This is a genomic window from Alloalcanivorax marinus, from assembly GCF_016906305.1.
GTDB lineage: Bacteria > Pseudomonadota > Gammaproteobacteria > Pseudomonadales > Alcanivoracaceae > Alloalcanivorax > Alloalcanivorax marinus.
The window spans coordinates 266,500-282,563 of sequence record NZ_JADDOL010000002.1 but is presented as its reverse complement, the minus strand read 5'-3'; the positions used below and the strand labels follow the sequence as shown (position 1 = coordinate 282,563).

11 protein-coding genes are annotated in these 16,064 nt (G+C 61.1%); 4 read left to right on the top strand and 7 right to left on the bottom strand.

Annotation, left to right across the window (positions count from 1 at the left end):
- Positions 1–54 precede the first annotated feature (54 nt).
- Complete coding sequence (locus IM760_RS02805; protein WP_138774255.1) at positions 55–3,132, bottom strand: Ig-like domain-containing domain; 3,078 nt, start codon at positions 3,130–3,132, stop codon at positions 55–57.
- 35 nt (positions 3,133–3,167) lie between these two features.
- Positions 3,168–4,448, bottom strand: a complete 1,281-nt coding sequence (locus tag IM760_RS02800) for an OmpP1/FadL family transporter (RefSeq protein ID WP_239549559.1) — start codon at positions 4,446–4,448, stop codon at positions 3,168–3,170.
- Between the two features lie 666 nt (positions 4,449–5,114).
- On the opposite strand from IM760_RS02800, the gene IM760_RS02795 reads away from it, so the two are divergent.
- The 4 genes from IM760_RS02795 to IM760_RS02780 all read left to right on the top strand — a co-directional run bounded on the left by IM760_RS02795 (position 5,115) and on the right by IM760_RS02780 (position 11,762).
- Positions 5,115–6,755, top strand: a complete 1,641-nt coding sequence (locus tag IM760_RS02795) for a 3-(methylthio)propionyl-CoA ligase (RefSeq protein ID WP_089033106.1) — start codon at positions 5,115–5,117, stop codon at positions 6,753–6,755.
- Positions 6,756–6,848: 93 nt separating this feature from the next.
- On the top strand, positions 6,849–7,892 hold the full coding sequence (locus IM760_RS02790) for a BtrH N-terminal domain-containing protein (protein ID WP_089033105.1): 1,044 nt from the start codon (positions 6,849–6,851) through the stop codon (positions 7,890–7,892).
- Between the two features lie 125 nt (positions 7,893–8,017).
- The gene (locus tag IM760_RS02785; protein WP_204427020.1) at positions 8,018–9,637 is read left to right on the top strand and encodes a class I adenylate-forming enzyme family protein; all 1,620 of its coding nucleotides are present in this window, start codon (positions 8,018–8,020) and stop codon (positions 9,635–9,637) included.
- A 340-nt stretch (positions 9,638–9,977) separates the two neighbouring features.
- Complete coding sequence (locus tag IM760_RS02780) at positions 9,978–11,762, top strand: AMP-binding protein (protein WP_204427019.1); 1,785 nt, start codon at positions 9,978–9,980, stop codon at positions 11,760–11,762.
- A 203-nt stretch (positions 11,763–11,965) separates the two neighbouring features.
- Here IM760_RS02780 and IM760_RS02775 read toward each other — a convergent pair whose 3' ends face one another.
- The 5 genes from IM760_RS02775 to IM760_RS02755 are packed head-to-tail and all read right to left on the bottom strand — an operon-like array spanning position 11,966 to position 16,062.
- A complete protein-coding gene (locus IM760_RS02775; protein ID WP_116028218.1) occupies positions 11,966–13,126 on the bottom strand; it encodes an acyl-CoA dehydrogenase family protein in 1,161 nt (386 codons plus the stop codon).
- 4 nt (positions 13,127–13,130) lie between these two features.
- The gene (locus IM760_RS02770) at positions 13,131–13,955 is read right to left on the bottom strand and encodes an SDR family NAD(P)-dependent oxidoreductase (RefSeq protein WP_116028217.1); all 825 of its coding nucleotides are present in this window, start codon (positions 13,953–13,955) and stop codon (positions 13,131–13,133) included.
- Between the two features lie 38 nt (positions 13,956–13,993).
- Positions 13,994–14,413: a MaoC family dehydratase gene (locus IM760_RS02765; protein WP_116028216.1), complete on the bottom strand. Its 420-nt coding sequence runs from the start codon at positions 14,411–14,413 to the stop codon at positions 13,994–13,996.
- Positions 14,410–14,868, bottom strand: coding sequence for a MaoC family dehydratase N-terminal domain-containing protein (locus IM760_RS02760; protein ID WP_014994410.1), 459 nt, complete (start codon positions 14,866–14,868; stop codon positions 14,410–14,412). Before IM760_RS02760 ends, IM760_RS02765 begins: the two co-directional genes overlap by 4 nt.
- A 12-nt stretch (positions 14,869–14,880) precedes the next feature.
- Positions 14,881–16,062, bottom strand: a complete 1,182-nt coding sequence (locus IM760_RS02755) for a lipid-transfer protein (protein WP_204427018.1) — start codon at positions 16,060–16,062, stop codon at positions 14,881–14,883.
- Between the last annotated feature and the right edge of the window lie 2 nt (positions 16,063–16,064).

The following is a 16,064-nucleotide window of genomic DNA, read 5'->3' as shown; positions in this document are numbered from 1 at the left end:
CAATGCTTCTCCAGCCCCTTTCAGATCAGTTTGTAACGGCCGGGGTATAACACGTTAAAAATCCTTCACCGGAAGGAACGTGAAGGTCAGGTCCACTCCCAAGGGAGGTGCTTCAAGTTCAACCGACGCCAGACCGATGCCGATCAGGTCGATGTTGGCGGGAATGGTCAGCGGGTCGGGATTGGAGACCTTGAGTATCAGTCTGCCATCGTCGACGAACCGAAGCGGTCCTTCGAGAGTGACGTTGTTAACCCGTTTGCTGCGAATATCGTGCCCAAGTTCAATAATCAGCCTGGGTTCCAGTTCAGGCGCGTCTATCAACAGGTCGAAGGTGGTGCTGAACCAGGGACCGTCCTCTGTCTCGGTGATGTAGCCTTCAATAAACGGTGAATCGCCCTCGGGTAGTAAACGCAGAACCAAGGGACCTGTCTCGAGACCAATGGTGATGAGGCCTAACGCTCTGGCTTCGAGAAAGACCTCCGTGGTGGTCAGCGTAGTTGGAAAGACGGAAACACGAACAGCGCCCGTGGTCCGATCATCCGTGTCCGGGTTATCGTCAATCAGTCTACGGTTGATGGAGACGGCGGAGTCGTATTCCCGGGGGCCGGCCTGCAACGCGCCGGTACTGACGAACGCGAAGCGTTTCTCCGGACAGTCCTCGCCAATTGAGCAGCCCAGGTTGGCGTTGGTAATCACGCCCCCGGTGTCCCGCAGCTCCAACCGCAGGTGGTTGGCGGGCGCCTTGATGACACCATTGTCGTCGGTGGCACCTTGTTCTGAATTGTCGACCTGTAGATTGGCATTTACGTCGACCGTCGGTAGGGAACGCAGGGATACGAGGGTATAACGCTGATCGTCACCGGTCACGACAAAGTGGTTTACCATATCGGGACCTCCCTCGCGCGGCGCTGGAGCCGTGTCGCTGCTCTGTGACAGTTGGCGTGTTTGCAAGGCAGCACCGTCCAGTGTGCAGATGGCGTTGTTTCCGCAGTCGGGACTGGTGGGCTCCGAGCGCAACGTATAGCGATATAGCTGACCGTCTCGCCAAGGGCTGTCAGGGAAAAACTCAACCCGTTGCGCCAGCACGTCGAGGTGGCCCGGCACCGGTTGCCAATCCCCACCGGCATCGCGACGCTCGACGAAAAAAGTGTCGCCGTTGACTGTTGCCGGATCTATACGGCGGTTGAAGATGACCCGTATAGGGTACTCTCGAAAAAGCCCGACCACGGGGAACAGGGGGTCGCTTCCCTGGCCGCCCTGGCAGCGTCCGTTACGCCATTGTGATCTTTCACCGATTAGCCGGGCGTCGGTCAGAGCACAGGGGTATCCGGGGAAAACAGCGGCTACCAAGGGCGCACGAAGGCTGTCGCGGTTGTCATTCGGCAAAAACAGATCGTCAAGGCGCATATCAAGGGTGTAATCCTTGCTCAGAGGGTTGCCCGCCGTGTCCCGTAGCTGGCTGGTCAGTATGATTTCGACGTCCTGGTTGTGCTCCACGATTCCGGTGCCTTCGAGGATGACGGTGGCGCCGTCGACACGCATCGAGACGTTTTCAGGTGGTAGCGAAGTGCCGTTAACCTGGACGTTGATAGCGCCATCAAGAAACGCCGACGCGGGATCAATCGCCTTGTTAAAGTTCAGAATGACCGGATCCCCCGGGCGTGTGTTGGCCTGGAAGTCCTCACCCGGCGACCAGGATTGTAATTCCAGAGGGCGTAGATCCGGCTCAGGCATTGGCGGGTTTCGCTGCCCGGCGAAGGACTCCATGCGGAAAGATAATTGGGCACCAGCCTTTTCAAGGCCGAGAATGTCGGGGTCGACCACGGAGATCGCATCCAGCACCAGCTTGCCATCCTCGACAATGGCGAGACCGACGACCTGGATATTGAGCAGATTCTGACTGAGGGCGGCATTGGCGATGGTTCCCTCCGCGGTCATGGCCGCATCCATTCTCAGCAGTGCATAGCGAGGCGCCGTCGCCTCGGTACTGAAGGGATTGGGAATCAGATAGCCGTTGGCGTCACTGAGAAGGGTAATTTGCAGGTCGCCGGTATCGATACCGGCGGGGATTTCCCCCAGAATGTTGACATCGACCGGCGCGCCTCGCAGTACCGTGCCGGCCGGCACCCGGAGGGGGACGGCATCGGCAAAGTCTGGGACAAAGCCCAGGTCCGCGGCCAGCGAGCCCGTCAGTTCGGTAACGGCGCTGTCACCGATGATAAAGCTGTCCAATGGCACCTGATTGACCGGTCTTCCCGTCAGCTGGGATTGCAGGTCCGGCTGTTGCTCGCCTAGGGAACCGACCTTGATGACCGTGGTTTCGCGCGGCTGTGTGCCCATGGGTGTGAACTGGCGTTCGACTTCCGGAAGTAGAGAACCATCACGACTGCGGAGCCCCGATAATGCTAACGTGTATTCCACCGAGTCCAGGTCCTGGCGCGGATCCAGTATCAAATAGCGCCCCTGCAGTAGCACGGAGGCGTCGATCAGCTGGCCCTGGTCGTCGACAAGCGTGATCTGCTTGCCATAAACGGTGGTGGCCGGGTCGAGCGGCCGGTTGAAGACCATGCGTAGCGTGCTCATATCATTTATTCTGGCATCCTCGATGCCGGCCAGCAGTGGATCGGGATCCAGAGGTGTGATGCCAAGTATCTTAAAGCCGTCACTGCCGACGGCGTCGGCGAACCCCGCATGGGCGCCCATCGTGTGAAATTGAAAATTTTTGAATACGGTATCGTCGATACGCCCCAGGCCCGCCTCGCTGACACTCAGCCGATAATGCGTATTGGGCGACAGTGAAGTCCGTGGTTTCAGTACCAGCCCCCGGCCGCCATCGATCACTTCGGGGGTAAAGGGCACGGCGTTTCCGGCGTCGTCGGCGAGCCGCAGACGGTCCTCGACATCGCCGCTCACCTCGTCACTCAGTGTGGTTGAGAAACGCAGCACGACATTGCCGCTCGTCGGCACCTCCTGCTGGCCAGGGTAGGGGTAAGCGAACACCAGTGTGTCCGAAGCGCGCCATGGATTGACGACTTTGCCTTCGTCATCGCCGCACGCACTGATCAACATCAGCCCGAACACCCAAAGGGCAAACGAAACGTACCGCGGCCGAATGTTTATTTGTTTATTCATCTCTACTCTCCTGAATTCAGCTCCGCCATCGCGGTCTAGAATTTGAGTGACAGGGAACCCGAGATGACGTGTATGTCGCCATCCACGCGAACGGTCTCGTAGGGGTTGGGATTGGTTGGCGAGTTGATGGATGTGAGGTTGAACTCTCTTTCATCAAGCTGCTGGTATTGATAAGCCAGGGACATCACAAGGGGCATATTGATTATAGGCGCGCGTTTCAGGCGGTAATCGGCGCCAACACCGACCACGATACGGTCGCTGTCGAGAAAGTTGACATCCTGGGACCGGGTCGATTGAAGTGGGGAATCCTCGACGGCCACACCCCCATAAAGTTTAAGAGCGTCCGACCATGTGTAGCGGACGCCGATGCGGGGAACGGTGGTGTCATTAAAGCGCAGTCCAGCCTGGTCCCTGACCGTGTCACCGGCGAATTCACTCTCCAGATCGGACCAATACTGGCGCTCTACAGCCGCAACCAGCTCGAATTTACCTAAAGGCACCAGCAATCCGATTCCGTACACCTGGGGCTGGAACGTGTCGAGAGTCGCCAGTGCAAGATCAAGGCCCGGCTCGGGTATGACGCCAGGAATCACCACGTTGGCGTCCACGCTGACGTCGTACTCCGATTCCCCTCGATAGAACAACGCCAGCTCCGGTTTAAGCGCGAAAGGCAGGCAGGCGCTCGAACCGCACAGCGTGTCGCTCAAATTGACGTTAATGCCCAGCGAGGGCGTCAATGTCGGTTCGGCTTCCAGGGAGAGCTCTTCGGAGTCGGTATTGCCGGACAGATCGGAGACCGCTTCAAGGCGGGCCTGGGCCGCCAGCGTGAGTCTTGCCGAGGCACCGATATCAACGCCGCGCAGGACGTTGCCAACCGCACCGCCAAAAGCGAGATACAGGGGTTGCGACTCAAAACGCAGGAACTGGCCTTCCTGGCTGGTATTGGCCGCGAAAGGCAGTGCGTTGGAGGCATACTCATCCACGCCGACGTTAATACCAAGATAAATCGGTGTGTCCAAGTCCGCCGCGCCGGCGACACGGGTCTTGATACCAAGAAGCAGCAACTCCGAACTCTGGTCCGTGAGCACATCGTTTTCGCGATCGAATGGTGCGGCTCCGCCGAGTGATTCGGCACGCAACTCCTGGTCACCGTGCTGAAAGACCACTGTGAGTTCACCTTCCGGCGAGCGCGCAAGTGCCGCCGGGTTGTAGTAGGTGGCCCAAGCACCGCTGTGGAAAGCGCTGAATGCCTGGGCCGAGCCGGCGTGAATGGGGCCCAGGCCGTAGGTGCTTGCTGCATCGCCCGCTCCGGCCATTACCTCGCATGGGAGCAGCACGACTATCAGAACGGCCAAGGCACGACGGACCCGAAGACCCGCGTTGGGGAGGAAAAGATATCTGCGGGACTGATGGTGAGACCTGATTATCGTCATAGGGAATCATCCTTTTTGTTATTCGGGGGTGGCATTTGGCATGCTTTGTTTGGTCGAACAAACAATGCGCTGGACTTGTTTTTGAGGCAATACGAAAAATTTCTTATCAGTCAATGAAAATTTAAGGTTTTACGGTGTTGTCGTCGTCAGCCGCCTTCCGCTCCAGCGAAAAAGTCGCGCAGTTCGGTGCGTATGATGCGCTTCTGGCCTTGCCGGTCCCGGTGCGGGGGAAGTCCTCGTGGATCTGGGCCACTTTCGGCACCTTGGAGCTGCCCGGCCACTGGCGGCGTGATGCTCCGGTTTCGCGAGCAGCACACGGGCTCGGGACATCGCGCGGAGAGTGGTCCTTGACCGCTCTGGGGCGGCTCTTGTTCTTGCCTATCGAAGTTAAAGAAGGATAGGGTCTTGAGCAAGCGCTTGGTTAGGAAGCAACATCGCGGGGCCTCCAGTGCGCTCAAAAATACTATTTTGTTCTGTCGACTGTTGCGGTTCCGAATACGCCATCCGACAGAAACCGCCAGAGAAAATCGACTGATTGAGGAGAGACAGATGCGTGGATTAATGATGGACCGGCCTTTGATGATTTCCCAGATCATCGAGTACGCGGCCGCCAGCTATCCAGAGCAGGAGATCGTGTCCCGGACTCCGGAAGGCGGCCTGCACCGTTACAACTACGAAGATGCGGCCAAGCGTAGCCGCCAGTTGGCCAACGCGCTCAAGTCGCTGGGCGTCCAGGCCGGGGATCGCATCGCGACGGTGGCCTGGAACACCTATCGGCACTTGGAGCTGTATTACGCGGTCTCCGGCATTGGAGCGATCTGTCACACAATCAATCCGCGTCTGCCGGTCGAGCAGTTCGGCTACATCGTCAATCACGCCAAGGATCAGTACATTTTCCTTGATCTGACCTTCGTTCCATTGCTGGAGAAGTTGCAAGGTCTGTTTGAAGGCGTGAAGGGCTACGTCGTCATGACCGACCGCGCTCATATGCCCGAAACCTCGCTGCCCAACGTGATGTGCTACGAGGAATTGGTCGGCGAGCAGTCCGATGAAATGGCCTGGCCGGAGTTCGACGAGCATACCGCTTCGTCGCTCTGCTATACCTCCGGCACCACCGGCAATCCCAAGGGGGTGCTGTACTCGCACCGCTCGACGCTGCTGCACGCCTTCTCGGTGTTGACCATCCCCGGAATGAATCTGGGCGAGGAGAGTGCCGTGCTGCCGGTGGTGCCGATGTTCCACGTTAACGCCTGGGGCGTCCCCTACTTCGCGCCAATGGTGGGCGCGAAGATCGTCTTCCCGGGGCCGAAGCTCGATGGCGAGAGCCTGGCCGAGCTGATTAATAACGAGGGCGTCACCGAGGCCTGGGGCGTGCCCACCGTGTGGCTCGGGCTTCTTGGTCATATGCGTAAGACCGAGCAGAAGTTCACCTCTCTCAAGCGTGTTCTTATCGGCGGCTCGGCCGCGCCACGGGCGATGATGCGCGAATTCCAGGAGAAGTACGGCGTCGAAGGCCAGCAGGGCTGGGGCATGACCGAGATGAGTCCGATCGGCACGGTTTCGATGATCCGTCCCAAGGACGCCGATCTGCCGCTTGATCGGCAGTTCGACATCAAGGCCAAGCAGGGGCGTGCGGTGTTCGGGGTGGAGATGAAGATCGTCAACGACGACGGTCAAGCGCTGCCGCGGGACGGCAAGTCCTTCGGTGAGCTGCTGGTGCGCGGCCCGGCGATCATCAGCGGCTACTACGAAAACCCTGAAGCCAGCGCCAAGGCCTTCGACAGCGAGGGCTGGTTTCGCACCGGCGATGTTTCCAAGATCGACCCCGAAGGCTACATGGAGATCGTCGACCGCACCAAGGACGTGATCAAGTCCGGTGGCGAGTGGATCAGTTCCATCGATCTTGAGAACGAAGCGGTGGGGCATCCCGAGATCGCCGAGGCAGCGGTCATCGCGGTGCATCATCCGAAATGGGACGAGCGGCCGCTTCTGGTGGTGGTGCGCGAGCCGGACAGCCAGCTCGACAAGCAGGGCGTGATCGACTATCTGAGCCAGCGGGTCGCGAAATGGTGGCTGCCGGATGACGTGGTATTCGTCGACGAACTGCCGCACGGGGCGACCGGCAAGCTGCAGAAGGCCAAATTGCGCGAGCAGTTCAAGGACTATTCGTTCCCAGAGGTTGGCGGTTAAAAAAGGCCTCGATCCGCGCCTCGTCGGCGGAGTGAGCTCGCGGTACGCCAACCGGCGTTGGCTCAGGTCTTTGAACACAGCTGGAGTAGTGGAATGAAAAGCGTGCAAATCTCCAACTATCCCCACCGGATGGGTGGGCACTGCGGCTCGGGCGCACTGCGCGACCTGTTGGAATGGGCCGGGCTTGGCTGGGACGGGCCGCCGGGCGAGGGGCTCGTGTTCGGCCTCGGCGGCGGACTGTCCTTTATGTATATGAGAGTATCCGAACTCACGCCTCCCATCTACCTGGTAGGGCGCAACGGTGACATGGAGCTCGACTTCTGCCACCGCCTCGGCATTGAAACCGAGCGTCGCCAAACCGACGATCCGGACGAGGGTTGGCGCTGGGTCGCCGACGAAATCGACGCCGGCCGTCCCGTGATGATCTGGGCTGACATCGCCGAGCTGCCGTATCTCAGGGTACGTTTATCCAACACCCGTCATGACATCGTCGTCATCGGCTACGACGAGAGGCGCGGCGTCGCCCGGGTGGTGGACAACGATCGCGAGGAGGTGCAGGAAGTCCCCCTAAAAGCTCTGGCGCGAGCTCGTGCCTCCCATGGCTTTCCCGATCCCAATCGCCACGCGACTTACCCGATACGCTTTCCTGATCGGCTGCCTGAGCTACTGCCGGTGGCGCGCGATGCAGCGGCAAGCGCGGCGCGCAATATGCGCGGCACGGATGCGACGCTGTTCGATCCGGCGGACCTGCCCGCCGATGGTGTGGTCGCCTCCGGCCTGAAGGGCGTCAATATCTTCGTCGACGATCTGGCCACCTGGGGAGATAGCCTGACTGATGACCAGCTTAACGCATCGCTAAGGGTCTTACCGGTCTTCGTCGAGAAAGCCGGCACAGGCGGTGGCTTGTTCCGCCGCCTCGAAGCGGAATTCTGCGCCGAGGTTGCCCGCCTCACTGGCGATCGATCCTTTGCCCGTGCCGCCGACGTCCTGCTCGACTGCGCCAACGCCTGGAGCCGTCTTGCTACATATGCCGCCGCCGATCAGCTTGACTGGCGGGCGCTCGTCGTCCATGCCGAACAACTCCCGTCATCCGAGCAACGCGCGGTGCAGGCGCTGGAGGAGGCGGCAAGCCCGTAGAGTCGGCGGTGAGCGCCGGCGAGACCCGACCCGCCGCTCGCGGATGCCAGCCATGAACCACAAGGCGGTAAGGCGCAGCGAGCGCGGACTCGGTTGGGGCCAATAAGCTTGGAGGAATAGGGTAAATGATCTTACACGAACCTGAACTGATCGAGGAATACTCCGATAAAGGCTACTGGGGTGACAGAACCCTGCTGGATCGCTTTGCCGCCAATCGTGCCGCCTACCCGGACCGGGAAGCGGTGGTGGATCCACCCAATCGTGACGAGCTGGTCGGCACACCGCCCCAGCGGCTCAGCTGGGCCGAGTTTGGTCGGGCCGTGGACGCCACCGCCGCCGAGCTGGCACGCCGGGGCTTCGGCAAGGACGACCTACTGGTGGCGCAGTTGCCGAACATCTGGGAGCTGGCCATGCTCTATCTGGCGGCGGCCAAGGCCGGCGGTCTGCTTTCCGCGTTGCCCCTGCAATGGCGAAGCAAGGATGTGGGCTATGTGAAAGAGATCACCGGCGCCAGATTCTACGCCTCGGTGGAAAGCTTCCACGGCTTTGATTACCGGGCCCTGGGGCAGGAGCTGGGCTTCGAGCACTACATTGGCCTGGCGGCGCTGACCGATATCGCCCATGGAGATCCGGGCCGGGTCCCGGAGGTGCCGGTGGATGCCAATGACATCTTCACCCTGTGCTGGACTTCGGGCACTGAGTCAAACCCCAAGGGCTGCCCCATGAGCCACAACAACTGGGAGTACATGACCAACCTGGTGTTCACCACCTGTGGCCTGCGCGAGGGTGACCGTATCCTGTGTGTGGCACCGCTGGTGAACATGACGGCGGTAGGGGTGAACTACCTCCCCTGGCTGGCGGCGAGGGGCACCCTGGTGCTGCATCATCCGATTACGCCGGAAATCCTGTTGCGCCAGCTGACCGAGGAGAGTATCCAGTACACCATCTTGGTGCCGGCAATGCTGAACATGATTGTCAAGCTGCCCAACGTGGACCAGCTGGATCTCTCCAGCGTGCGAACCATCACCACCGGTTCGGCGCCCCCCTCGGCCTGGTCGATGCAGGAGTTCAAGCGCCGCTGGGGCATCGAGATCGTCAACATCTGGGGCCAGAACGAGGGCACCAGTCTGGTAGCCGGCCCGGCCGATGTGCCGGACCTGGAGATGCGGGTGGATCACCTGCCCTGGTGGGGCAAGGCAGGAGTCCAATGGCCTTCCGGCGTCAGCGGGGTCGAGCTGAAAATTCTCGGCGATGAGGATGAGGAGATAACCGAACCAGGTGGCATCGGCGAGCTTTGCTATCGCAGCCCGGGTGTGTTCGCGGGCTACTTTCAGCGCCCGGATATTACCGCGGCTTCGTTCACTTATGACGGCTTTTTCCGCACCGGCGACCTTTTCATCGTGCGGGATGACAGGCACCTAGGGTTCTATGACCGCAAGAAGGACATCGTGATTCGGGGTGGTTACAATATCTCCAGTGTGGAGGTGGAGAACGCGGTGCTGGGCTTCGGCAAGGTACGGGACGTCGCGGTCATACCCCAACCGGACGAGATCATGGGCGAGCGGATCTGTATCTGCGTGGTGCCTGTTGACGAGGATAACCCACCGACCCTGGAGGAAATCAACGACTACTTGAGGGAGCAGGGCATGAGTGTCTACAAGCTGCCGGAAAAGATGAAACTGATCAACGCCATTCCCCGCAATCCGGTGGGCAAGATTCTGAAGAAGGAATTGCGAGCCCTGTAGCCGGTTCGCCGTCATGCCTCTCATTGGGTGTCTCCAAATGACCCCGTATTGTCAAAAAATGACCTCGATAGGCTGCTGTCACACAACCATGGTCGGGAACAGATGGTGCTGCTGAAACTTCCACCGTTGCATAGACAGCCGGCTGGCCGAATTGCAACTGCGCATCCTGTGGGAGGAACTTTTAAGCGTTTCGACAACACCGGAATCGTCGACGAGTTTGAACGGGTTGCGGTCCAGCTTAGCGCGCGTCCGGTTCGGTGGAAACCACGGAAACGGGCGGGTTACCAACCCCGTCTCGCGCCTGCCATAACAACATAACACCAGCCAGGAGATCTTCGAAATGTCCGCTATAGCCCAGCTGAAAGCAATGCCCGAGGCCCGTGCGGCCCTCAGGGAGATTTTGGGCCAGTTTGGTTGGGGCGCGTTGGCGATTGGTGGCGTCCGGGCCGCGTGGCGTAGCCGGCTTAAGCGACAGGAGCTTCCGCGGCAATTCCTGCTTGCGCTATGGGAGCATTGGGGAGATCGTGAGGCGATTGTCGACGGTGATCGTCGGGTCACCTTCGGTCAATTCAGGGATCGAGTTCTCCGCCTGGCCAATGGCCTGCACCGGCTGGGTATCGGCGAAGGCGAGGCGGTGGCCGAGGTGATGCACAACGGCGCGCCATGGTTCGAATTGATGCTGGCTTGTACGCTCAGGGACAATCCCATGCCGATGCTCAATTGGCATCTTCAGCCCAAGGAGTTGGCGGAATGCATCAACAAGGCCTCGCCAAAGGCCCTGGTATTGGGGGGCGCCTTTGTGGAAGCGGTACAGTCGGTTCGTGATCAGTTGACCACCGTCGAACACTTCATCGTGGTTGATGCTGACGAGTTGCCCGAGGGTATGATCGCCTACGAGTCACTGATCCGGGACAGCCGGTCCATACTCCCAAGCGGCAAGCTGGGCATGGCCCCAAAGACCTACAGCGGCGGTACCACAGGGACGCCGAAATACATCAACATCGACCGGGACCGGCTGACATCGGATTCGGCCGAGGCGCGGCGGGGCGCCTCCAAGGAGGAGGTGACCCGGTTGGGGTTGATGCAGATATCGGCCTTTCATTTCTACAAGATCGGCAAAATCCGGGATCCGATCAGCAACAACATCCGCACGCTGATTCCGGGGCCGCTGTATCATGCCGGGGTACAGATCGCGGTGTTGCCGTTCTTTCTCGGCGGCACCGCGGTGCCCATGAGCAAGTTCGATCCCGAGCTCATGCTTAAACTTATTCAGGACGAGCGTATCAACTGGACCTTCGTCGCCCCGACCATGCTCGAGCGCATCCTGGCACTGCCCGAGGCTCTGAAGTCCCAATACGACCTTTCCAGCATGCGGGTAATCATTTGCGCGGCGGCGCCTTGTCCGCCCAAGGTCAAGCGCGAGATCAACACGCTGTTCCGCCGCCAGGGAGCGTCGGATGATGTCTTCCATGAATACTACGGCGCTTCGGAGAGCGGCCTGATCAGCGTTCTCGCCAGCGAGGACTACCAGGAGAACCCAAAGCGCTACGACAGCGTTGGCAAGCTGCGGGCGGCGGAATGCCGGATCTATGACGAGGAGACCGGCACCTGGACCCCACCCGGCAAGGAAGGGAAGGTGCTCGTGCGCTCCCCGATGGCCCTTGCGCTGAACTACGTCGGCCTCAGCGAAGAGAAGATGAAGGAGAATTATATCGGGGTCGAGGGCAAGCTCTGGTACGACGATGGTCTGATTGGTTATGTGGACGAGGATGGTTTTCTGTACCTGACTTCGCGGATCAAGGAAATGATCATCTCCGGCGGGGTGAATCTTTTCCCCAATGAGATCGAGACGGTTATCAAGCGGCATCCGGCGGTTCTTGACGTTGCCGTGGTGCGGGCGCCGGACAAGGACCTGGGCGAGGTGCCGGCGGCGGTAATTGAGCTCAAAGAGCACCAGCAGGCCACTCGCAAGGAGATCATCGAGCACTGCAAGACGGAGGGGTTGTACGGTTTCAAGCTGCCAAAGATCGTGGACTTTGGCGAGCTGCCCCGCAACTTGGCCGGCAAGCTACCGAAAAAGCAGCTTGAGGAGAAATACTGGAAAGGTGTCGCCCGGCACGGTTAGCGGGCTGTTGGAAATGCCTTGCGCGCTCTGGCTGTTACCGACCTGTCAATCTTGTATAGGATCCGGCCGGCTCCCGGCTGATCATGGAGAACGTCAACCACGGGCGCATCTATCGCGAGGTGGGGTCAACGCCAGCGGCGGCGGCCCCGGGGACTGGCGATATCGCCATCCGGCTGACGGAAGCCCGGTGACGTGAATCGCATTCAATCGAGCCCCCGCGCAATCAGCTCCTTCATGATCTCGTTGGTGCCGCCGTAGATCTTCTGTACCCGGGCGTCGGCGTACAAGCGTGCGATGGGATACTCGAGCATGTAGCCGTAGCCGCCGAAGAATTGAAGGCACTCGTCGACGATCTCGCACTGCTTTTGCGTGCACCACCATTTGGCCATTGAGGCCGTCTCCGCGTCGAGTGCGCCGGCGATCAGGCGCTGGATGCAGTGGTCGATGAACACTTGGCCGAGAGTCACTTCGGTGCGCCGCTCGGCGAGCCGGAAGCGCGTGTTCTGGAAGTCGAGCAGACGCTTGCCGAAGGCCTTGCGCTCGCGCACGTAGGCCAAGGTGTGCTCCAGGGCCGCCTCGGCGGCAGCGATGGCGCCGACGCCGATGATCAAGCGCTCGCGTGGCAGTTGGTTCATAAGTTGGTAGAAGCCCTGGCCCTCTTCGCCGCCGAGTAGGTTCTCGGCCGGCACCCGCAGATCATCGAAGAACAACTCAGCGGTGTCCTGACCTTTCTGGCCGATCTTGTGCAGAAGCCGGCCGCGGCGGAAGCCGGGCTGCTCGCCCGGCTGTTCGACGACCAGCAGCGAGACGCCCCTGGCGGCCTCGGCCGGATTGGTCTTGCAGACGACGATCAGCAGGCCGCAGTGATGGCCGTTGGAGATGAAGGTTTTCGACCCGTTGACCACATAGTTCTCGCCTTGGCGTTCGGCCCGCGTGCGCACGGCCTGTAGATCCGAGCCGGTGCCCGGCTCGGTCATGGCAATGGCCCCCACCCACTCGCCGGAGGCGAGCTTGGGAAGCCAGCGATGCTTCTGCTCCGGCGTGCCGCAGCTGACGATGTAGTGGCTGACGATCTCATGAACGCCCTTGGCCCAACTGGTATTGCCGGCACGGGCCTGCTCCTGGAGGATCACGGCCTCATGGGCGAAGCTTCCCCCCGCCCCGCCGTATTTCTCCGGCACGTCGGTGCACAGGAGGCCGGCGGCGCCTGCCCTTGTCCACAGCGTGCGCTCGACGTGCTGCTGGGAGTCCCAGTGTTCTTCGAAGGGGGTGATTTCGGTGGCGATGAACTTCCGGACGTTGTCGCGGAACAGCGTTAGTTCTTCGTCCATCCAGGGTGATTGATTAAACGTCATGGTGTCCATGGCCTCACATTGAGAACCCGCCGCCACAGAGCAGCGTCTGACCGCTGATGTAGTTCGACTCCGGAGTGCAAAACAGATAGACGGCCCCGGCGGCCTCGGCCGGCGTGCCGGCGCGACCGAGCGGCACCATGGCCTCCATGGTCTTGAGCAGATCGGGGTTGACGCCCACCTTGATCTTGCGGCCTTCCACATCGATGCTCGCATCAGAGCCTGCTTCCGCCTCTGTGAGGCGCGTTTTGATCAGTCCGAAGGCCACGCAGTTGACGTTCACCTTGAGCCTGCCCCATTCCTTGGACATCGCCTTGGTCAGGCCGATCACCGCCGCCTTGGCGGCCGAATAGTTGGCCTGTCCAGCGTTGCCGCCGGTGCCGGCGATCGAGGCGATGTTGACCACCTTACGGAATACCTCGCGCCCTTCGGCGGCTTCTTTCTTGGCCTGCACGCGGAAGTATTCGGAGGCCGCGCGCAGAATGCGAAAGGGCGCCGTGGCGTGCACGTCCATGATCGCCTGCCACTGCTCATCGCTCATTTTCTGAATCACGTTGTCCCAGGTGTAGCCGGCGTTGTTGACGATGATGTCCAGACCGCCCAGCTGTTCGATTGCCGTGTTCACAAAGCGTTCGGCAAAATCCTCCTGTGTCACGCTGCCGATGCAGGCCACGGCCCTGCCGCCGGCGTCCTTGATCGCCGCGACCGTTTCCTCCGCCGGGGCGGCATCAAGATCGTTGACTACCACGCTGGCGCCTTCGGCGGCGAGTTTGAGGGCGATTTCCCGGCCTATCCCGCGCCCTGAGCCGCTGACGATGGCCACTTTATCTTGAAGTTTCATACGCAGTCCTGCTTTGTTGGTGATGGAAAGGACGTGTTTCAGGCCAGCGCCACCAGGGCGTCGCCGGCGAGCTTGACTTCACCCTGTTTATCGACCACGCCGATCTCGAGCCGGGCCAGTGTTTCGTGGCCGTCCTCGGTGATTTCAACGATCTTGCCGGTGCAACTCAGCCGTGCGCCGACTGGCGTGATGGCGGCGAAGCGGACCGAGAACCGGCGCAGCCGGGTCTGCGGTGCCCACTGGGTCAGAAAGCGGCCCAAATAGGCCATCGGCAGCATGCCGTGCGCGAACACGTCCGGCATGCCAGAGGCCTTGGCAAAGTCGATGTCAATGTGGATCGGGTTGTGGTCACCCGAGGCGCCGGCGAACAGTGCCAGCGTCGCGCGCGTGATGGGCGGAAGCTCGAGTGGCGGAAGCGCCTGGCCGACCTTGACCTGGTCACGAGTGGGGGCGTTCATGCTGCGTTCTCCTGCGGGTTGCGGACGACGATCACGCTGCGTGCCTCGAGCACGGTCTCGCCAGTCGCGTCCTTGATCAGCGAATCCTTGACGATGAATTCGAGCGCACCGCTCTTCTTGCCGTAGATGTCGCTAATCTTTGACTCGACGCTGAGCACGTCGCCGGCACATACCGGCGCGTGATAGGTGAAGCTTTGCTCGCCGTGCAGGATGCGTCCGATCGGCACGTTCAGCGTTTCGAGCAACGTGGTCATGGTTCCGGCATCGAGGTCGGCGCCCATCAGAAAGGTTGGTGGTGCCGGCAGGCTACGGTAGCCGGCTGCCCGGGCCGCAGACTCGTCGAGGTACTCGGGCCGCGTTTCGCCGGTGGCTTTGGCGAAAAAACGTAACCGCCCCTTCTCGACCTCGAAGCTGACGGTCGGCAGGCGCAGCCCGATGTGTTTAGTGTCGATCATAGTTCGTCCTCTTCAGGTGGCCTGGTACATCGTCACCACGCAGGCGCCGCCCAGGCCGAGATTGTGTTGGAGCGCAATGCGCGCGCCTTCGACCTGGCGGTCCGCGGCCTGTCCTCGCAGCTGTTGGACCAGCTCGGTGCATTGCGCCAACCCGGTGGCGCCCAATGGATGACCCTTGGAAAGCAGCCCGCCCGAGGGGTTGGTAACCACGCGCCCACCGTGGGTGTTGTCGCCGTCCTCGACCATCTGCTCGCCGCCACCTTCCGGCGCCAGCCGTAGTGCTTCATAAGTCAGCAGCTCGTTGGTGGCGAAGCAGTCGTGCAGTTCCACGGCGTCGAGCTCCTCCGGACCGATGCCAGCGGTCTCGTAAACCTGATCGGCGGCGGTGCGCGTCATGTCATAGCCGACCAGTTGCATCATGTTGCGCGCCTCGAACGTGCTCGGTGTGTCGGTGGTCATCGCCTGCGCCAGGATGCGCACTCGGTGATCGAGAGCGTTGGCCCTGGCGAAGGCTTCGGAGCAGACGATGGCCGCCGCCGCGCCGCAGGTCGGCGGGCAGGCCATCAGGCGGGTCATTGGGCCGATCAACACCGGGGAGTCCATCACTTCCTCCACTGTCACTTCCTTGCGGAACAGCGCCACCGGGTTGCGCGCGGCATGCCGGCTCGCCTTAGCGCGTATTTTGGCGAAGGTCTCCGCCTTGGTGCCGTACTTGTCCATGTGCGCCATGCCCGCGCCGCCAAAATAGCGGATCGCCAGCGGCACCTCGGGCTGTCCCACCAGGTCCTCGCAGATCCGGTCAAAGGGTTCGAAGGGGGTCGGCCGGTCGTTGTAGTAGCTGCCCAGCGCTCCCGGCTTCATTTGCTCGAAGCCCAGGGCGATCACGCAGTCGGCGGCGCCGGACTCCACCGCCTGGCGCGCCAGGAACAGGGCGGTCGAGCCGGTGGAACAATTGTTGTTGACGTTGACCACGGGAATGCCGGTCATGCCGATTGGGTAGAGCGCTCGCTGGCCGCAGGTGGAATCGCCGTAGACATAGCCCACGTAGGCTTGCTCCACCTTGGCGTAGTCCAGCCCGGCATCGGCCAGGGCCTGACGCGCCGCCTCGGCACCCATCTGGTAGTAGGGCGCGCTGGCGCCGGGTTTCGCGAACGGCACCATGCCGACGCCGCTGATCACCGCTGTGTGTTTCATGC